This is a genomic window from Planococcus maritimus (assembly GCF_001687625.2).
Taxonomy (GTDB): Bacteria; Bacillota; Bacilli; order Bacillales_A; family Planococcaceae; genus Planococcus; species Planococcus maritimus.
On the sequence record NZ_CP016538.2, the window covers coordinates 2,193,429 to 2,212,948 of the forward strand.

19 protein-coding genes are annotated in these 19,520 nt (G+C 44.2%); 8 read left to right on the forward strand and 11 right to left on the reverse strand.

Annotation, left to right across the window (positions count from 1 at the left end; translation table 11 throughout):
* Positions 1 to 39: 39 nt before the first annotated feature.
* Both secA and hpf read right to left on the reverse strand, forming a co-directional pair.
* Entirely contained in the window at positions 40 to 2,556 is a 2,517-nt protein-coding gene (gene secA, locus BBI11_RS11010) for a preprotein translocase subunit SecA (RefSeq protein WP_068463264.1), read from the reverse strand.
* A 288-nt stretch (positions 2,557 to 2,844) separates the two neighbouring features.
* Positions 2,845 to 3,414 carry a ribosome hibernation-promoting factor, HPF/YfiA family gene (gene hpf / locus BBI11_RS11015; protein WP_068463266.1) on the reverse strand — a complete coding sequence of 190 codons (570 nt, stop codon included), beginning with the start codon at positions 3,412 to 3,414 and terminating at the stop codon, positions 2,845 to 2,847.
* Between the two features lie 126 nt (positions 3,415 to 3,540).
* Here hpf and BBI11_RS11020 point away from each other — a divergent pair, with 126 nt between their 5' ends.
* A complete protein-coding gene (locus BBI11_RS11020; protein ID WP_068463268.1) occupies positions 3,541 to 4,248 on the forward strand; it encodes an SDR family NAD(P)-dependent oxidoreductase in 708 nt (235 codons plus the stop codon).
* A 58-nt stretch (positions 4,249 to 4,306) separates the two neighbouring features.
* Here BBI11_RS11020 and BBI11_RS16620 read toward each other — a convergent pair whose 3' ends face one another.
* From BBI11_RS16620 to BBI11_RS11040, 4 genes are all read right to left on the reverse strand, one after another.
* Positions 4,307 to 4,966, reverse strand: a complete 660-nt coding sequence (locus BBI11_RS16620) for a ComF family protein (protein WP_068463270.1) — start codon at positions 4,964 to 4,966, stop codon at positions 4,307 to 4,309.
* A complete protein-coding gene (locus BBI11_RS11030; RefSeq protein ID WP_068463272.1) occupies positions 4,963 to 6,291 on the reverse strand; it encodes an ATP-dependent helicase ComFA in 1,329 nt (442 codons plus the stop codon). The genes BBI11_RS16620 and BBI11_RS11030 overlap by 4 nt, the downstream gene beginning before the upstream one ends.
* A 39-nt stretch (positions 6,292 to 6,330) precedes the next feature.
* A complete protein-coding gene (locus tag BBI11_RS11035) occupies positions 6,331 to 7,161 on the reverse strand; it encodes a DegV family protein (protein WP_068463274.1) in 831 nt (276 codons plus the stop codon).
* Between the two features lie 172 nt (positions 7,162 to 7,333).
* Positions 7,334 to 7,894, reverse strand: coding sequence for a YybH family protein (locus tag BBI11_RS11040; RefSeq protein WP_068463275.1), 561 nt, complete (start codon positions 7,892 to 7,894; stop codon positions 7,334 to 7,336).
* A gap of 131 nt (positions 7,895 to 8,025) precedes the next feature.
* Here BBI11_RS11040 and BBI11_RS11045 point away from each other — a divergent pair, with 131 nt between their 5' ends.
* Positions 8,026 to 8,634 (forward strand): 3'-5' exonuclease, encoded by a 609-nt coding sequence (locus BBI11_RS11045; protein WP_068463278.1) that lies wholly within the window; start codon positions 8,026 to 8,028, stop codon positions 8,632 to 8,634.
* A gap of 75 nt (positions 8,635 to 8,709) precedes the next feature.
* On the opposite strand, the gene BBI11_RS11050 is transcribed toward BBI11_RS11045, so the two are convergent.
* Together BBI11_RS11050 and BBI11_RS11055 are read right to left on the reverse strand one after the other, a co-directional pair.
* The gene (locus tag BBI11_RS11050; RefSeq protein WP_068463280.1) at positions 8,710 to 9,384 is read right to left on the reverse strand and encodes a response regulator transcription factor; all 675 of its coding nucleotides are present in this window, start codon (positions 9,382 to 9,384) and stop codon (positions 8,710 to 8,712) included.
* 28 nt (positions 9,385 to 9,412) lie between these two features.
* Complete coding sequence (locus BBI11_RS11055; RefSeq protein WP_068463282.1) at positions 9,413 to 10,558, reverse strand: sensor histidine kinase; 1,146 nt, start codon at positions 10,556 to 10,558, stop codon at positions 9,413 to 9,415.
* 153 nt (positions 10,559 to 10,711) lie between these two features.
* On the opposite strand from BBI11_RS11055, the gene BBI11_RS11060 reads away from it, so the two are divergent.
* Together BBI11_RS11060 and BBI11_RS11065 are read left to right on the forward strand one after the other, a co-directional pair.
* The gene (locus BBI11_RS11060; RefSeq protein ID WP_068463284.1) at positions 10,712 to 11,347 is read left to right on the forward strand and encodes a YigZ family protein; all 636 of its coding nucleotides are present in this window, start codon (positions 10,712 to 10,714) and stop codon (positions 11,345 to 11,347) included.
* A 163-nt stretch (positions 11,348 to 11,510) separates the two neighbouring features.
* A complete protein-coding gene (locus tag BBI11_RS11065; RefSeq protein WP_068463286.1) occupies positions 11,511 to 12,566 on the forward strand; it encodes an LCP family protein in 1,056 nt (351 codons plus the stop codon).
* Positions 12,567 to 12,652: 86 nt separating this feature from the next.
* Here BBI11_RS11065 and BBI11_RS11070 read toward each other — a convergent pair whose 3' ends face one another.
* The gene (locus BBI11_RS11070; RefSeq protein WP_068463288.1) at positions 12,653 to 13,729 is read right to left on the reverse strand and encodes a glycosyltransferase family 4 protein; all 1,077 of its coding nucleotides are present in this window, start codon (positions 13,727 to 13,729) and stop codon (positions 12,653 to 12,655) included.
* Positions 13,730 to 14,056: 327 nt separating this feature from the next.
* Between BBI11_RS11070 and BBI11_RS11075 the strand changes: the two genes are divergently transcribed.
* The 3 genes from BBI11_RS11075 (at position 14,057) to brnQ (ending at position 16,096) form a co-directional block, all read left to right on the forward strand.
* Positions 14,057 to 14,347 (forward strand): hypothetical protein, encoded by a 291-nt coding sequence (locus BBI11_RS11075; protein ID WP_068463290.1) that lies wholly within the window; start codon positions 14,057 to 14,059, stop codon positions 14,345 to 14,347.
* Between the two features lie 111 nt (positions 14,348 to 14,458).
* Positions 14,459 to 14,650: a CsbD family protein gene (locus BBI11_RS11080; RefSeq protein WP_068463292.1), complete on the forward strand. Its 192-nt coding sequence runs from the start codon at positions 14,459 to 14,461 to the stop codon at positions 14,648 to 14,650.
* Between the two features lie 123 nt (positions 14,651 to 14,773).
* Positions 14,774 to 16,096 carry a branched-chain amino acid transport system II carrier protein gene (gene brnQ / locus BBI11_RS11085; RefSeq protein ID WP_068463295.1) on the forward strand — a complete coding sequence of 441 codons (1,323 nt, stop codon included), beginning with the start codon at positions 14,774 to 14,776 and terminating at the stop codon, positions 16,094 to 16,096.
* 46 nt (positions 16,097 to 16,142) lie between these two features.
* On the opposite strand, the gene BBI11_RS11090 is transcribed toward brnQ, so the two are convergent.
* Positions 16,143 to 17,063 carry a YflT domain-containing protein gene (locus BBI11_RS11090; protein ID WP_068463296.1) on the reverse strand — a complete coding sequence of 307 codons (921 nt, stop codon included), beginning with the start codon at positions 17,061 to 17,063 and terminating at the stop codon, positions 16,143 to 16,145.
* Between the two features lie 160 nt (positions 17,064 to 17,223).
* Complete coding sequence (locus tag BBI11_RS11095; RefSeq protein WP_068463298.1) at positions 17,224 to 17,817, reverse strand: general stress protein; 594 nt, start codon at positions 17,815 to 17,817, stop codon at positions 17,224 to 17,226.
* 262 nt (positions 17,818 to 18,079) lie between these two features.
* Here BBI11_RS11095 and BBI11_RS11100 point away from each other — a divergent pair, with 262 nt between their 5' ends.
* Positions 18,080 to 19,513 carry a tetratricopeptide repeat protein gene (locus BBI11_RS11100; RefSeq protein WP_237150264.1) on the forward strand — a complete coding sequence of 478 codons (1,434 nt, stop codon included), beginning with the start codon at positions 18,080 to 18,082 and terminating at the stop codon, positions 19,511 to 19,513.
* Positions 19,514 to 19,520 lie beyond the last annotated feature (7 nt).

Sequence of the window (19,520 nt, forward strand, 5' to 3'; positions counted from 1 at the left end):
AAGAGCTGTTGCTCTCCGGCAATGTACACCTGTTTTCGTTTAAGATGCAGCCCCGTGGCAGTTTTTGAACTTCTTGCCGCTGCCACATGGACATAGATCGTTGCGTCCGACTTCCATCTCGCGACGAGCCGGTTCTTTTCTCTTATTTGTGGCTTGACCGCCCTCTTTTGGGTTGACCGCCTGTCCTTTCGCCACTTCCTCACGCTCGAGATTGTTCTTGATTTCCGCTTTCATGGCATATTTCGCCACGTCGTCTTCAATCGCCTCGATCATCGCTTCGAACATGGCAAATCCTTCATTCTGGTATTCGCGTAATGGATCGTTCTGACCATAAGCACGCAAATGAATTCCCTGGCGCAATTGATCCATCGCATCGATGTGGTCGATCCATTTTGTATCAATTGAACGCAACAACACGACTTTTTCAAATTCGCGCATACGGGCCGGCGTCATTTCTACTTCTTTTTCATTATAATGCGCCGTTACTTTTTCGCGCACATGTTCAATAATTTGCTCTTGTGTCTTGCCTTCTAACTCTTGCGGCGTGATCGTATCTTCTGGCAATAGATTGCCAGAAATCACTTCAGTCAACGACTTCAAATGCCATTCTTCCGGCTTTTCTGCCGTAGTGTAGCTTGCGACCATCCGACCGATTGAGCTATCAATCATACTGTCGACAAGTTCGCGCATATCGCCAGTCTCGAGCACTTCCAAACGCTCTTTATAAATGATTTCGCGCTGTTCGCGCAGCACATCATCATATTGCAAAAGGCGTTTCCGTGCGTCGAAGTTATTGCCTTCCACTCGTTTTTGGGCAGATTCGACAGAACGCGTCACCATGCGAGACTGAAGCGGTTGGGAATCATCCATCCCTAATTTACCCATCATATTACGCATAGCATCTGAACCGAAGCGGCGCATCAAATCATCTTCAAGCGACAGATAAAATTGTGTCACACCAGGATCTCCCTGACGTCCAGAACGTCCTCGCAGCTGATTATCGATGCGGCGGGATTCATGGCGTTCGGTACCAATTACCGCAAGTCCACCTGCTTCAATGACGCCTTCACCGAGTTTGATATCCGTTCCGCGCCCTGCCATGTTAGTGGCGATGGTAACGGCACCTTTTTGACCGGCATCCAAAATGATTTCAGCCTCGTGAGCGTGATTTTTTGCATTCAAGACTGAATGCTTGATGCCTTTTTTCGTCAAATACGCGGAAATGATCTCAGACGTTTCAATCGCAACGGTACCGACTAGAACCGGTTGCCCTTTTTTATGACGCTCAATGATGTCTTCAGAAACTGCTTTGTACTTGCCTTCCGTTGTCGCGTAGATCAAGTCAACGCGGTCGTCACGGATGATTGGCTTATTGGTCGGGATCGAAATGACGTTCATATTGTAGATATTGCGGAACTCTTCTTCTTCTGTTTTCGCAGTACCCGTCATACCAGAAAGCTTTTCGTATTTCCGGAAATAGTTCTGGAAGGTGATAGTCGCCATTGTCATCGATTCATTTTGGACTTCAAGGCCTTCTTTGGCTTCGATTGCTTGATGAAGCCCATCAGAATAGCGGCGTCCTTTCATCAAACGGCCAGTGAATTGGTCAACAATGACCACTTCGCCGTCCTGTACAACATAGTCGACGTCTTTTTGCATCGTCACATGTGCTTTTAATGATTGATTGATCGCATGGTTCAAGCGCACATGCGTTAAGTCGAATAAGTTATCAATGCTGAAGGCTTTCTCGACTTTTTCTATGCCTTCTTCGGTTAACACTACGCCTTTTGTCGTTTCGTCATAAGCGTAATCGCTATCCTTCTGGAGCAGTCTTCCGAAAGCATTTGCTTGCATGTAAAGCTGGGCAGATTTTGCAGCCTGCCCTGAGATGATCAATGGTGTTCGTGCTTCATCGATCAAGATTGAATCGACTTCATCGATAACCGCAAAGTGAAGCGGGCGCTGGACCATATCTTCTTTATACAAAACCATATTATCGCGCAAATAATCGAAGCCGAGCTCATTATTCGTGCTATATGTGATGTCCGCTTGATAGGCTTCACGCTTTTGTTCTTTCGTTAAGCTGTTGACATTGAGCCCGACAGTCAATCCAAGCCAATTATAAAGCTGGCCCATTTCTTCCGCATCGCGGCTCGCCAAATATTCATTGACCGTTACCACATGAACGCCTTTTTTCGTGATGGCGTTCAAATAGACGGCCATCGTCGAAGTCAAAGTTTTACCTTCACCGGTCTTCATCTCGGAAATATTCCCTTGATGAAGCGAAGCGGCACCCATGATTTGTACGCGGAATGGATACATCCCGAGCACGCGTTTTGATGCTTCACGTACGGTTGCAAAGGCTTCAGGCAATATATCATCAAGCAACTCACCTTGTTCGAAACGTGCTGTGAACTCGGCAGTTTTTGCTTTTAAGGCTTCATCCGTTTTAGCTGTATACTCATCTGCTAAGGCTTCCACTTGATCTGATACTTTTTCCAATCGTTTTAAATCCCGTTTATTCGGGTCAAATACTTTATTCAATACTCCAAGCATGTTTAACCGCTCCCTGCATGGCGAATCTGGCTTTAAAAAGCCCAAAAACGCTATTGCTCATATTTTCATTCTTTGGGTTTATCTGAATCATATGCAGCATTTTTTAAAAAATCTCATCATTCATTTTAACACTGCACTATAAAGCGTGCAAACAATGCATTTTTTGAACTGGCAAAAGAGTATTACAACAACTTGGTTTCTATAAGTCTTTCTTTTAACAAGCTTGGTGTATCGACAAGCGCTTAAAAATTGGCAATAGAAAAGCCTCCCGTTACAGGAGGCTTACTTTTATGAAGTGGTCTCAATCAATCCGTAAGAACCGTCTTTGCGTTTATAGACGATGTTTGTGCCGTTGGATTCAGCATCTGTGAAGACGAAGAAACTATGCCCGAGCATATTCATCTGTAGGACTGCTTCTTCCTCATCCATTGGCTTCAAATCGAATTGTTTCGTCCGGACAATTTTCAAATCTTCCTCGTCTTCCGTCTCTGCAGAAGAAACACTTTGCGCTTCGCTTTCAGCTATAGCAAATGCTAACCCCATTCCTTCGCGGTCACGGAATTTGCGATTGACTTTCGTTTTATACTTGCGGATTTGACGCTCCAATTTTGAAACGATCAAATCGATCGCTGCATAGAGATCATCGTGCCGTTCTTCAGCACGTAGTGTTAGGTTTTTCATCGGGATTGTAACTTCTACTTTTGTTTGGTTGTGGTTATACGTTTTCAAGTTGACCATCGCGGTTGCATTCGCTCCATCGGTGAAAAAGCGTTCGATTTTTTCTACCTTCTTCTCGATGTGTTCGCGAATTGCGGGAGTTACCTCAATATTCTCGCCTCTGATGTTGAATTGCAACATGTGAACTCCTCCTTCTGTTTTGCTATCTATCTATTTCTATTTGTTCCCTACGGAATCCTTCTTGAAACGTAAAAAGTTTCATCACAATAGTAAAAAGGTAAACTATACGACAAGGAGATGAAGTTTATGTTTGCAAATAAGACAGTTATTGTCACAGGTGCCGCACAAGGCATCGGCAAAACCGTAGCGCAATATTTTCAAAAAGAAGGCGCACAGGTCATTGGCCTGGATATTGAAGAAGTCAAAATCGATGGTGTGGAATACCGGCAATGTGATGTAGGAAGTTTCTCGGAAGTCGAACGCGTCTTTTCGGACATCCACAAGACCCATGGCAGCATCCATGTGCTGATCAATAACGCTGGAATCTCAGAATTCACCCCCCTCTTCGAGTTAACCGAAGAAGACTGGGACCGCGTGATTGATACGAACTTGAAGAGTGTATTTATCTGCAGTCGTGAAGCTGCACGATACATGGATGAGGACATCCGGTCTATCGTCAATATGTCCTCGACACGAGCATTTATGTCAGAACAAGGAACAGAAAGTTACTCTGCTTCAAAAGGCGGGATTTTCGCACTAAGCCATTCTCTCGCAGCGAGCCTCCATTCAAAAGGCATTCGCGTTAATTCTATCGCCCCGGGTTGGATTCACACGGGCGATTCGGAAGAACTGCGGAAAGTCGATCACGAGCAGCACTGGAGTGGACGCGTCGGCACTACCGATGATGTCGCTAGAGCTTGCTTGTTCCTGTCGAATCCCGACAATTCGTTTATTACAGGGGAATGCTTGACCGTCGACGGTGGCATGACACGCAAAATGATCTATGAGCATTAAGACGAGCGGCTGCTATTGCAGCTGCTTTTTTCATGTTGTCGCTCACTTCTCGCCCTTTTCATGCGCGAATCAATGTCAGGGTTCGGATAGATACAGCCCCCGCTTCCTTCAATGTTTTAGCTGCCTGGCGCATCGTCGTGCCGGTTGTGTAGAGATCATCCACCAACAATAACTGTTTAGGAACCGCTTCACCGTTTAGGCGAAATAGCTGTTGTGTCGCCATCCGTTCTTGGCGGTTTTTTGTCCCCAAGGTCTCACCGCATTTCTCGAGCAAGTGCTGGAATGGAATATCCGCTGACAGCAGCAATTGATCCACTTGCGAAAAGCTCCGTTCGTGGAGTTTTTCTTTATTCAGCGGAATCGGAACGACCACTGCCCGTTCATGCGCCAAGGCTTCTCTTAACTCCTTCGCGAACACTTGCGCCAACAAAACATCTTTCAAAAATTTATATTGGTGAAACCAATCTTTCATAGCTTCATTATAGCCATACAAGCTTTTTCCCGATTCGATGACCTCTCGGTAGCCATGCTCTTCCCAGTAGCGACAGTCCTCGCATAGGATATCTCCTTCTTTGCTGCAAAATTTACAGCCCGTCAAAGAAATCTTCGTAAATTCTTTTTTACATGCCCGGCACGCAATTTCCGGCACTTCGTAGAGAAAAATTCCGCGCCATGAAGGAATAAAATGCAATTGTTGGTCACATAAGCAACAGTTCATGACTCCCCCTCCTTGTTATAAAAAAGGATATCTGCTCTGGCGGCATCCATTTGCCCCGTAATGCCGTTGTGGAAAAAGACAATTTCCCCCGTGGGATCTTTTCCGCTTCTCCCAACCCTGCCCGCAATTTGGATGAGCGCTGCCCGGTCGAATACCCGGTGGCAAGACCCGATGACGGCGACTTGCAGATGAGGAATGGTGATACCGCGTTCCAAAATAGTGGAGGTGGCCAGACCAGCCAATTTCCCTCCTCTTAATTGCAGGACTTTTTCTTTTCGCTCAGCATCCTCAGAATGAACAGCTTCTATGGTCTGATCAATTTGCTTTAACAGCGGAGCAACCTGGTTGATTAATTCGATTGTTGGAAAGAACAAAAGAAATGGCTGCTTTCTTTTCAACCTGTTTTCGATCCAATTTTTTAATGCAACGGGAATCTTGCCTTTTTGGATGTGGCGCTCATAATTCCATAACGCCTGGTATGTGGGGACTGGCAAGGGAGCGCCATGATAGCGGCGGAATATCTTGGAGTGGATGATGATTTGTTTTTGAAGTGTTTGTGATGGAGTGGCAGAAATGTAGATAATCGGAGCAAACGGTTTAACCGCTTTTTTCACGGCCCGTTCTAGCGACTGATCAAGCGAGTAAGGAAAAGCATCCGCTTCGTCGACAAAGAGTAAATCAAAGGCTTCCTGAAATCGATATAATTGATGCGTCGTAGCCAACACAATTTCGCCGTAACCCGTTTGTTCTGGGCTATTGCCGTAGAGTGTATGAATGGCAGCATCGGGAAACGCTTGTTGGAATCTCGGGGACAACTCGAGGATGACATCGGTTCGCGGGGCAGCCACACAAATACGCAGGCCATTTTGCAATGCTTCGTGGATAGGGGGAAAGAGGATTTCGGTTTTACCGGCACCGCAAACGGCGTACAATAGATGGTGCTCATTTTTCCGGATGCTTTCCGAGATAGCTTTTGATGCGGTTTCCTGCTGTGGAGTCAAATGGCCTTGCCAGCCAAAGTCGCGTGGCCCAGCATGCGGAATGGAAGGGGCTCTCCATAAAACCAATTGGGTGCAACTGCTGATGCGCCCCATCCTTATGCACTTCCGGCAATACCGGCAAACTTTGCCGCATGTTGCGCAGTCGAATGGAATCACGTATTCTTTTGAGTTTTCAAGGCATCTTGCACATTCGCCATTTGCCGATATGCCGCTAACGATGGTGGCGTCTCCTTTATCGATCACTTCCTGTATCAGTTCTTCAGGGAATGGAACGAATTGTTTTATCCATATTCTGCCCCTTAAAAACGCTTCAATGGCTTGCATAAATTTCCTCCTTTTGGGTAGCCAAAAGGCCTTAACCGGTCATTTCTTTGCCCAGCCAAGGCCCATTGCGCCTTCTCCTAAATGCGTACCGATCACTGGCCCAAAATGGGAAATGGTGAATTCCACATTCGGACAATCACGTTCAAGCTCCGCTTTCCATTTCTCCGCTTCTTCTAGCCGGTTGGCATGAATGACGGTTGCTTGAAGCGGCTCTTTTCCGCAGTCTTTTTTTAATTCTTCCACAATGCGGTTCATCGCTTTTTTTCTTGTACGGATCTTTTCGTATGGAACGATTAGCTTGTCTTGGAAATGCAGGATCGGTTTAATTTGGAGCATGCTGCCAACCAAAGCCTGTGCTCCTGACAAACGTCCTCCCCTCTGCAGGTGACGAAGATCTTCCACCATAAAATAAGCACGCAAGGTTTTTTTCATTTCCTCAAGTTCTGCTAAAATTTCTTTAGCCTTCATTCCTTTGTTTGCGAGTTCCGCTGCCTTTAACGCATAAAACCCTTGGACGGCACAAGCAATTTCAGAATCGAACACGTGAACGTCCATGTTCTCTACCATATCGCCTGCCTGTTTCGACCCAGCCATCGTTCCGCTGATACCACTCGACAAATGAATGGCCACTACTTCATCATACTGTTCTGAAAGCTTTTCATATAATGAGACAAATTCACCGATGGGTGGCTGAGAGGTTTTCGGAAGTTCTTCCCGTGCTTTTTCGTAAAACTCCACAGTATCCAATGCCGTTTCCGCATAGGACTCGGCGCCGAATGTAATCTGCAAGGGCACAACGTGTATACCTTTGTCTTGTGCTTGTTGCTGTGGGATATATGCCGTGCTGTCTGTCACAATCGCTGTTTTCATTTTCAATCAGCCTCCACTGCTATCTTACCAAAACTTGCCTGTCAGTAGGCAAAAAATCCAGTCCTTGAATCAACACGTTCAAGCTTTCTTTCCCTTTGCGTGCATGTAAAAAAGCTTTTCCGGACACAAGCCCTATTCGCCTGCCAGGAAAAGCTTTGATTGTAGTTGTTGATTATTGATTTCCGATAAAATGCAGGCTCGTCACTTTCCAATCGCCCTGCTCTTTCTTGAACACAACCACTTGCCGCCCAGATTGCTGCATGCCTTGGTCGGTTCCGGATTCATTCATCTCTACATTGATGGTCGCAAATACTTCTGCCCGGTCTTCTTCGTATTTCACAATCGTTTCATCACTCGTCGTATAGGTCGTATCGTAATTATCGAAAGCCTCAGCTAAAGCTTGCTGATCTTCTTCACGGTCAAAGCCATCCGGATTTTCAGCAATCGTCGCCATATATCGTTCCATATCTTCCGCATTGAACGCTGCGATGTATTCGCCGTATGCATCTAACAATTTCTGCTTGTCCTCTTCCGGAACTTCCGCTGCGACAACATCTCCCTCATCATCAAGAGTGAAGCCAACTTCTTGGTCCGTTATGCCGTGTTCTATGGCATTGTTTTCAGTAGCCGCATTGCCATCTTCTGCGGTATTGCTATTGACTGTAGCGTCTTCTTCACTTGAACAACCCGCGAGCGTCAATATGAGCCCAGTTGCCATAATCCATTTTTTCATGATGCATTCCTCCTGCGCTCATTTTGCCATAGCTCCATGCGGAATACAATGAAGAAACAGTGTCAATATGCGACACGACAATTCCATTAGCTGTCATGTACAATGTAAGGAAACCTTAAGGAGGCGATCATGTGGAAAAATGGGAAGCTGAACGTTTGCTCAACCAAAAAATGCAAGACACTCGAACCTATCCAAAAAGAAGAACCGCGACACGAGCGAAAAAATACAATTTGACGATGGAACCTGCAGATGACTATATAGTACTGGATTTTGAAACGACCGGTTTGCGCGCTGGTGACGATAAAATCATCCAAATCGGTGCTGTGAAGTATATCGGTCATCACCAGCAAGACACCATGTATTTATTGATTAATCCGGAACGGCCGATTTCTAGTACCATCACCCGCATTACAGGTATCCGAAACAGTGATGTCCAGAATGCGCCGGTCATAGAAGAAATTGCTCCTCAGTTGATTGACTTTATCGGGGAGCTGCCAATCGTCGCTCATAATGCCCCCTTCGATATGGGATTTTTGTACGCACTTGAGCGCATCACGCCTGTGCCGCCTTATCAAGTAATTGATACGGTCCGGCTGGCACGCAAATTCATCACGGAAACACCCAATCATAAACTGACGACCTTATCCGCCTATTTAGAGCTCGAGCACAATGCTCACGATGCACTTGGCGATTGCTTAGTTACTGCATCGATCTATCAATTTTGCATCGGACGCATGTAAAAAAGCGCCGGAAGCAATTGCTTCCGGCGCTTTTTATATGTTCACGGTGAGATCACCTACTGCGGCCTGTTGGCTTTAGCGGACTTCCACCCATCCGTTTTTAATAGCTGTTACCACTGCCTGCGTGCGGTCGTTAACCTGCATTTTTTGCAAAATGCTCGACACGTGATTTTTAACGGTCTTTTCAGAGATGAACAAAGTTTCACCAATGACACGGTTGCTTTGCCCATCCGTCAGCAATTGCAAAACTTCGCTTTCGCGTTTTGTCAATAAATGGTAAGGTCGACGGATTTCTGTTTGGTGGAATGAACCTTTGTTTTCCCGTTCGCTCAAACGGCGGAATTCCATTACCAAATTTCGCGTTACTTTTGGATGCAGGTACGATCCGCCTTTAGCCACGACTTTGATCGCCTGGATAATGGCATCTGCGTCCATTTCTTTTAGCATATAGCCAAGTGCCCCAGTTTTAAGCGCATGCGTCACATATGATTCGTCATCGTGAATGGACAGCATAATGACTTTAGCGTCCGGGAATCTTTCGATCAGCTCACCCGTAGCTTCGACACCATTTTTTTGCGGCATGTTGATATCCATCAACACAACATCCGGCTGATGTTCTTCGTATAGCTTGACGACTTCCTCGCCGTCGCCGCCTTCTGCGACCACTTCAAAGGTTTCTTCGAAGTCCAGGATACGCTTAACACCTTCCCGGAACAATTGGTGATCATCAATAATAATAATTTTTGTCATTATGTCGTCCTCCTCAAAATACCATATCTTACATACCCGTCTTCAGCGGGATATGAAACATTAACACCGTTCCTTCGCCCAGCGTGGAGTTAATGAAAAACTCGCCGCCGATCAATTCAATTCTCTCTCTCATGCCGGCCAAGCCGAATGACTGGTCTTTAACAATCTCTTGATCAAACCCGGAGCCATTGTCCTTAATGATAATCGACACTTGTTCAGAGAGCCACTCCATTTTAACTTCGATTTCCGTCGATTTTCCATGGCGAATCGCATTCGACACCGATTCTTGCACGAGTCGGAAAATGGACGTTTCAAAGTTATTCGGGAGCCGGAGTTCGTTTCCATTGGAATGAAAAAACAACCGGACTCCGTGGTTATATTCTTCAATCGTTTCGAGATATTTTTTTAAAGTCGGAACTAGCCCAAGATCATCTAATGCCATTGGACGCAAATCATAGATGATTCGCCTGACTTCTGTGAGTGCTTGCCTCACCATCTCTTTCAACGAAGAAATTTCCTTAAAGGCCTTATCCGCACCTTTTTCACGGTATGTTTTCTCGATTAAGTCCGAACGCAGCAAGACGTTTGCCATCATCTGGGCCGGGCCATCATGTATCTCACGTGACAGCCGCTTCCGCTCTTCTTCTTGCGCTTCGATGATTCGCAAGCTATAGTCCTGTTTGCTTTTCGATTTATCGACCGCTTCACCAAAATCTTCAATATCCGACGCCAAATAATTGGTGGCCACGTTGATCTGGTTGACCAATCGTTCTGCACGTTCAATTGTTTGAAGAAGTTTTTGAAGATTGCGCTGGAGGCGGTCCCGTTTTTGCCGAAACTTTTTTTCCTCTGCGCGGTTCAAGGATAATTGCACTTGCATTTCGTTGGCCAACTCAAAAGCTTCGCGAACTTGGTTTTCAGTGAATGATTCGAATGAACCCGATAGTTCAGCGAGTCGCCGGCGAGCTGAACGAGTCCGCTCTTCAAGGGCATCGCCTTCCGCTATGATGCGGCTGATGTTCGACCTAACGTTCTCCAACTCGTCCTTCATCTCTTCATAGCTGCGACGACTTTCTTCGCTAATGGCGAAAATTCCCTGTTTCGACTGGTCCATCTTTGCGACCAGTTCGTCAAAGATGGAATCTAATGAAGTTCCACCGTTTTTCTTTGCCATTCTAAAACCGCCTTAGCTATACTTACTGTAACCAACCGTCTCTTTGCTTCTTTCGCCTTACGGGCTTTAACCAGTATATCACTATATACGCAACAGCATATTAAGAATTCATTACAAATTATCTGATTTCATTCTACAACAGGGGGAGTAAAAATGCGAGAAAATTACATAACAGTAGGTTCTTCTGCCAGTGCAGAAATACTCATAAATAAATCCCGTTTTATCGGTCATGCCGCAAGAGCTGAAACAGAAGCAGAAGCAGCCGCATTTATCGATTCCATCAAAGCGCAACATCGCCAAGCTACCCATAATTGCTCGGCGTACCTGATTGGCGAACATGATACAATTCAAAAAGCAAACGACGACGGGGAACCTAGCGGAACAGCGGGTGTGCCAATGCTAGAAGTGCTAAAGAAACAAGGGCTAAAAGACACTGTACTGGTAGTGACACGCTATTATGGCGGGATCAAATTGGGTGGTGGAGGATTAATCCGCGCTTATGGAAAATCCGCAACGGAAGCAATTGCTGCTTGCGGCGTGGTGCAACGCCGCCTCCACTACTTGATGCAAGTATCCATCGATTACACTTGGCTTGGCAAAATGGAGAATGAAATCCGGCAGTCGGATTATCCACTAGCTGGCATTGATTATTCAGACGCGGTGGTCTTGTCCATCCATGTGCCGATTGAACAAGAACTCCTGTTTACTGAGTGGGTCAATGAACTGACAAATGGCCAGGCTGAAATTGAATCTATACGCACCGAATTCCTCGAGTTTCCACATGCTTAGTTTGTTTTCATTTACGTGCGTATCAAATCCCTGTATAATATCAACAGCACAAAAAAATGAAAATTCGTAAATCCCTTATGTCTTTACGATTAGCAAAAAGCGACAGCATGTGCTCGGCTAATTCCAAAGCCGCACATAATCCCCCCTTAGAGGAGCAACTATAATGAGTAGAAAAATCCAGCGGGAGGCGAAGTCCAGCAGGCGGAAAACAATCATCAAAATTTCCGCGATTCTGGCCGTCTCCTTGTTGATCAGTTTATCCGCGTTCGGCATTTGGCTTGTTAAAAAAGCAGAGTTTGCTGCAAACAATGCGTACGAGTCGGCAGATGGGCGCGACAAATCCGATCTTCGCGAAGAGCAAGTCGAACCGCTGAATGACAATATCTCGATTTTGTTCATCGGGATCGATGACAGTGAAGCAAGAGATCAAAGCAGTGACAATATTCGTTCCGATGCGTTGGTGTTGGCCACGTTGAATAACGAAGATAAATCTGTGAAGCTTGTCAGCATTCCGCGAGATACCTACACTTTCATTCCGGATTCAGGATATGAAGATAAAATCACACATGCATACGCATTGAACGGTCCGCGCTCAACGATTGAAAGCGTTGAAGGACTGCTCGACGTACCAGTTGATTATTATATGACCATGAACTTCGATGCTTTCGTTGATGTCGTAGATGCATTAGGCGGAATCACAGCCGAAGTGCCTTACGATTTGAAAGAAAAAGATGAGACAGATTCTCATAATGCAATTGAACTCGAAGAAGGGCTGCAGCAGCTCAATGGCAGTGAAGCCTTGGCCCTGGCCAGAACCCGCTATTACGATAATGACATTGAACGTGGCAAGCGACAGCAGATGATCCTTGAATCGATCATGGACAAAGCTTTGTCGGCAGGATCTATTACCAAATACGGCAGTGTGATTGAAGCTGTCGGAGACAATATGAAAACCAATATGAGTTTCCGTGATATGCAGGCATTTTTCGAATATGCTAAAAACGGCAAACCTGATGTGGAGACGATGAGCGTTCAAGGTTACGATGATATGTCTACGGGCATTTATTATTACCAGCCTGACCAAGAATCTCTCGAAGAATTGAAAGATATACTTCAAAGCCATCTCGGTTTGAAGCCGGACACATCGAATCTGTCTTTAAACGAAGATACTCTTACCGAACAAGCTTTTCCGGATCTAGAATCAGACCAAGAAGAATAAAAAAACTGGCAACCGAAATTCGGTTGCCAGTTTTTTGTTCTCATAAATGTTTTGCCCAAAAGAAAAAAACGGCCGAGGCCGCTTTTTCACTTCCCTATCATTCTCACTAAATTGATTAACGGGCGGTAATTCTTTCCTGCAAGTCCGACCACTTCCACGAATAATTCAATCACCAGAAGCATAACTCCGATTAGCAGGATACCTCCCCACAGAGTTGCTTGCGAGAATAGCAATGCCGCCAATCCGAATAGCGCAGAAATCCCGTAGATAATCAAGACTGTCTGGCTATGCGAAAATCCGATGTTTAACAAGCAATGGTGTAGATGTGATTTATCCGCTTCGGAAATGGATTTCTTTTCACGAACGCGTCGCACGATAGCGAAGAACGTATCCGAAATCGGCACGCCAAGCATGATGATCGGAATGATTAAAGCGACCACTGTCACGTTCTTAAAGCCCATCAATGCCAGCACGGAGATCATGAAGCCGAGAAACAGCGCCCCGGTGTCGCCCATGAAAATCTTTGCTGGGTGGAAATTGTAAAACAGGAATCCGATGGAGCTTGCGGCAAGAATAGCGGCTGTCGACATAACGAAAATATCGCCCATGATGAAAGCCATCGCCGTTAGCGTCAATAAGGCAACAGTAGAAACACCTGCCGCTAGGCCATCAAGTCCGTCGATCAAGTTGATAGCGTTAGTAATGCCCACAATCCAAATAATCGTAAGGGGAATACTGAAATACCCGAAATCCAACACGCCGCCAAACGGCAAGTTAATGAATGAAATTTCGAGTCCGCCGCCAATGACGACAACTCCAGCTGCAGCCAATTGACCAAGCATCTTCGCTTTTGCTGTAATTTCAAGCATATCATCCAAGACACCCGTTACGATGATGAGAAATGCACCGATGATGATGGCTGTTTCAATCGGAATCAATGAAGCATCTAACGCTGAAGAAACGGGATCCTTCGGTTGGAGGAATAGATAAGCGATCAAAAAAGATCCAAATATAGCTAACCCGCCCAAGCGCGGCATGATTCTTGCGTGTACTTTTCGATAATTGGGCCGATCCACTGCCCCGATGCGAAATGCCAATCTCTTCACAAGGGGAGTCAGGAGAATCGAAGCGATAAATGCCACAACCAGTGTAAGGTATAGCATGTTCTTCCTCCTTAAAAAACTCTCATTTTGCATACATATCCTGCATTATTATAGCATGGCCATTTAAAAAAGAAAGTAATAGATGCTGCTTTCCAATATCTTTCCTTTTCTTACTCTATATCAATAGACGGTCCTCGCGATAAAAAGTTTCCGCCCCCTTCTCCTTTTTGATAAAATAATTCAAGCGAGTGAAACTTTGGAACCAGAATTTCGTTCACTCGATAATATTCAGAATAAACAGGCACTTTTATAGTATTATATCCATAATATGCTATAATAAACACATAGATTACGAATATCATACTAATTTGAGCGGGAGTGCAAATTATGGACAGCAATCTTCTATTTTATTCTTCGAAGAAAGAATGGTCTCCTTATGATGAAGCAGCTGTATTGAAAATGGACTACCATAAACGGGCGGAGCTTGCGCGATCAATTAATTGCGAAGGGCTGCTAGTGGATTTGTCGCTCGATCAGCATCCCGAAGTACGAAAAGGTGTCGCTGCTAATGCAGCTACTCCACTGACTACATTAAAACGATTGGCAGAGCAGGATTTATGCATCTCAGTCCAAGAAAAAGCCAGAGCAACACTTAAAGATCCATCTTTGCAATCATAAACGAATGCTCCCTGAGATTGCTGCGGGGAGCTTTATTAATTTTCACAAGAGGTTTATATCCACTCAAAAAGGCTATATAGGCAGTAAACAAATTCATAAGGAGGCATTTCAATGGCTGATAAAGAAGGATTCTCTGATAAACTGAAAGGCGCCGTCAGCAAAGGCAAAGGCGAAGTGAAAGATCAGGTCGGCAACGCGACGGATAATCCGGATTTGCAGGCTGAAGGCAAGTCCGATAAAACCAAAGGCAAAGTCCAAGACACCGTGGGCAAATTTAAAGAAGGCTTCAATAAAGACAAATAAGTTTATGAAAAACCGGCCAATGTGCCGGTTTTTTTTATTTCCAAATTTTAATTTTCATAACTGCGCGAATTCAGCTATAATAAATTCTTGTGCGACCATGTTTAATTTAAAAGGAGAACTCCCATGAATAAGAAAACGCTTACAAATTCTGAAACTTTAACAATTGGGCTCATGCTATTCGCGCTGTTTCTCGGCGCTGGAAATTTAATCTTCCCTCCCTATCTCGGCCAATTGGCAGGAGAACAATTAATTCCCGCCATTATTGGATTTTTGCTGACAGGCGTCGGCTTGCCGCTATTAGGCATACTCGCCATCGCAAAAGCTGGCGGAGACTTGCAATCAATCGCTGGACGGGTCCACCCGGTCTTTGGCATCGTCTTCACAATGATTGTCTATTTGGCAATTGGTCCGTTTTTCGGGATTCCCCGAACAGCTACTGTCGCGTTTGAAATCGGCACAGCTCCTTTTTTGACAGCTGAAATGGCGTCATCGTTTTGGTCATTATTTTTGTTTACCATCATTTTCTTTGTGATTACTGTCCTTTTTGCGCTGAACCCCACCAAACTTGTGGATCGTATCGGTAAAATTCTGACGCCGATCCTCATCGTCGTCATCGGGTTTTTAGCCATCAAAAGTTTTCTGACACCTATGGGTCCAATTGGTGCCCCAGTCGAAAATTATGGTACGGAAGCGTTTTTTGAAAGCTTCCTCCAAGGCTATTTGACGATGGATGCAATCGCTGCATTGGTTTTCGGAATTGTCATCATTCAATCTATCCGGGCTAAAGGTGTTGAAGATAAGAATATCATCTTAAAGACGACCGCTTATGCTGGATTTATCGCTGCGGCTGGCCTGTCGCTAGTTTACCTTTCCTTAAGCTATATTGGCGCAACTAGTGTTGAAGCTATCGGCATGCAAGACAATGGTGGAGAAGTGATTGCACTGGCTTCACGCGTGCTTTACGGGGAGATTGGCGGCATCATTTTGGCTGCCGCGATTACATTTGCTTGTTTAACGACATCAATCGGTCTCGTCTCCGCAACATCTCAGTTTTTCAATAAGATTTTCCCGCAATTGCCGTACGTGGCCTATGTGTTTATTTTTGCAGGGTTCTCGACCATCATCGCCAATGTCGGGCTGACTCAATTGATCGCCATTTCCTTGCCAGTCCTGCTAGCCATCTATCCATTGGCGATTGTGTTAGTTATACTTTCATTTTTCGATCATTCCTTTTATCAAAAATCTTATGTCTATATAATTCCGCTTGTCCTTACGGGTATCGTTAGTGTAATAGATGCATTAAAGAGTTCAGGGTTTGAGTTCAATGCCATTACACAGGCATTTTCTTACTTGCCGTTTTATGAACAAGGGATCGGCTGGCTCGTTCCTGCTGTTGTCGGAACACTCATCGGAATCGTCATTGCTCGTACCACACACAAATCATGAGTTTATAAAAAAGGCAGGAGAAATGAAAATTTCTCCTGCCTTTTTGTCAGAACAAACGAGGCGTTGGTGGCGTTCCCGTCTTCTTCTCTACATCTTTGTGGAAATCATCTACATCTCTAGGGTTTTTCGCTGATTCAAAATCGTCGCGACGATCTCCATCATTTGAATGCTCTTCTTCTGAATCATGGCCGAACGGCGCTGGCCCAAGGTTCGGATCTGATCCTGGAGAAGATTCAACTTCTCTATTCAATTCCTTTTCGCCTTCTTGGTCACCGAGTTTAGGTTCGTGTTCCATGCGTTTTTCAGATGGTTTTTCCGCTTCCGATGGCTTTTCACGGTCGCTAGTCGGATGGATTTCGTCACCTTTCAAACGGGAATCCTGGGATTTGCTATGCACTTGAGATCTATTCGTCTGCTCACGAGTGGCATCGGTAGTATAAATGCCGTCAACACCCGTATCATGTCGGCCCTCGTGTTTCTGGATATCTTTATCGATCAGTTTTTCATCGTCGTGCATTCTTCCATCCCGTTCAACATCTCTGCCAAACGGCGCGAATGCCGTATTGCGTTCTCCCGAATCCAGATCCATAGGTTGGTTGTCATCAGAATGCGAAGAAAAGTGCTCAGCCTCTGAATCACTAGGCTCCCCATCGGTATAGAGAAGGACCGCGCCTCGTTCAATTTCACGCTCGTACTGATCTGCCTTGTCGCGGGTTATACCGAATTCATCCAACTTAGCTCGAGCTTGATCCTCACCAGTGAAAAGAGTTTTGATGCGTTTGCCAAAAGAATTAGCCTGGCTTGAATCTACTCCATACCGATCGTGTGCTTCGTTCACCAAGTTTTTATCGTTCGCCAGCACATGGATATCTTCGTTACGATATCCTCTTGAAATAAAGCTTTCCAAAGCCTGTTCCATTTCTTCTTGCGTGTAGACGATTTCGTATTGACGGTTTGTCTGTGCCATTCATAAAACCTCCTGATTTCACTTGTCTTGTTAGTTGTTTACCCGCACGTTATCATTGCTAAAACATTTCGTTCCTTCTATTTCATCATTTTTACATCGATAAAACTCGTATCCTCAGGCACCATAAAACCCCCGGCCATTGATGGCTGGGGGCAAGGATTCATCTGTATTTTCGATCAGTCTTACTTTGTGCTTCTGTTTTGCTTGTGCCGCCCCTAGCTTTTTCCACTTCGGGTTTTTCCTGAGTAGTAAAGGATACATGGCGCTCATCTTTCACTAATGTTGGATCTTGAAGGAATGTTTCACCTCGAGCGAAACGGTCTTCCTGTTCATCATAATTATTGTCAACGGACTGGATGTACTGACGGCGCTCTGCATCGGTTGGTTCTCCCTCAGGCGCACCTTCTGATTCTTTTACTTGTTCCATGATGCCCTTTCGTTCGCCTTCAACATATAATAAGGTTCCGCCTTTAGCTACATCTTCTGTGTAGCGCTGAGACTCCGCTTCTGATAAACCAAGTGAATCAATCGATTCCTTGACCGCACTCTTCCCTGTTACAAAACTCTTCATTTTATCTCCGAATGCCCCGGCTTTTTCCACTTCCACTTGATCGCTGTTTAAGTGATCGGTATTTTCAGCCACTGCATGGATTTCCTCTGTGGCATAGCCTTGTTCATTTAACTGGCTCAATTTACGGTTGAAATCTTCTTGAGAATAAACGACCCCAAGTACTTGTTTGTTTGATGTGCTCATCACAATACCCCCATTTAATTGATTTAGCTGCTGTATTATTATTCCTTACCCCTCATTACACTTTATCTAAACTTTCCGGAAATTATTATACTAGAACATTAGAACTACTAGTAAGTCCAATTACTGTAATGATTTAGGTGTTCTTTTGGATAATAGGCACTTTTTACCTTTTTTCTCAAAACACAAGTTACAGATATAAAAAAGCAGTTTATTTTGAAAATTGATGCTATCATAGATTTAATATGTGCATTTAAAGTAAAATATGAATGTAGATGTGGAGGCGGTAAGTATCGTACTAAATAATCTCTCTGATATACGCTTGTCAGGGCCGCCTGGCCAAGCGGAGAAAAACTCTCCTACATGGATGATGGAAGTACTGCCCATTCAAATGGAAAGGAGAGCGGACATGGACACTGGAATGAGACTGAAATACCACCGATTAAAAAAACGTTTCAGCATGGAAGAAACGGCATCTGGCATTATTTCTTCCAAAGAGTTGAAAAAAATTGAATCCGGGTTGAAAGAGCCGGCTTTGAAAGAACTGGAAGCATTATGCAAAAAACTTGAGATTCCGTTAGCTGCTAAAGATAACCCAATTGGGAAAGTGCTAGTGAAAAACTTCAAGAATTCATTGCTTCACCCCCAAAATAAAGGGAAGATTATGGAGCATTATGCAGACATCTGCAACCACCCTCTTTTACGCGCAGACGAAGATGTCGAACTCGAATTCGATATTCAACAAATCCGCTATTTCATTATTACCGGCGATTTGGAAAGCGCAGAAAATAAAATCAAAGAGATGGATCGCTTCAAGGAGTTCATGGATCAAGAACAGTATTACCTGTATCATAAATACAACGGCAATTATAATTACATTTTAAATGATTTCGAGACTGCATTAAAAACCTATTTGATTGCTGAGAAGATTATTCCAAAGTCTATATCTGCCGCTGAAGTGGGAGACTTATATTATTCTATCGGCATATCTAGCAATCATTGTGAAGAACATGAATTGGCTTTTAAATATTCAGAATTGGCATTAAAAATTTATCAACAAGAGTTTGTACCCAAACGAATTGTGGAGTGCCACTTGAATATAGCGATTACTCATGAATACTTCGGAAATTACAAATTATCTCTTGAACATCATAAGAATGCTTTAACCATCGGCAGTAAATTGGATATTGATATTTTAAAATTCACTACTGAATATAATGTAGGCTATTCTAATTTTATTTATCAACAATACGAAGAAGCTATTCCACATTTAAATAACGCCTTAAAATATATTCCCAACGAGTATTTAGCTGACTGCATTTCTACCTATTGTTTGTTGATTAGAAGTTACTTAGAAATTGATGATAGAGTTAAAGCTGAAAAAGCTGTCAAAGAAGGTACAGAAAAAGTTAAAGCTAAAGATTTGGGCTTAGATTCCCCAGCAAATACTTCTTTCAGAAATGTGTACATGGAATTTGTCGCACTAACTTATTTACTTGAAGGTGATGAAAAAGGGTTCGAAGACATTTTATTGAATGAGTTAGTAAAGACTTTCGAAGAATCAAATAGTTTCCATGATTTAGGTTACTACTTTGGATATTTGGGTAATTTGTATTTTAGACAAGAGCGCTACAAAGAATCAGCTATAATGTTAGAAAAATCAAAGGATGCTTACAAAGCAGTCCTCAATATCAGTTAGGAGTGAG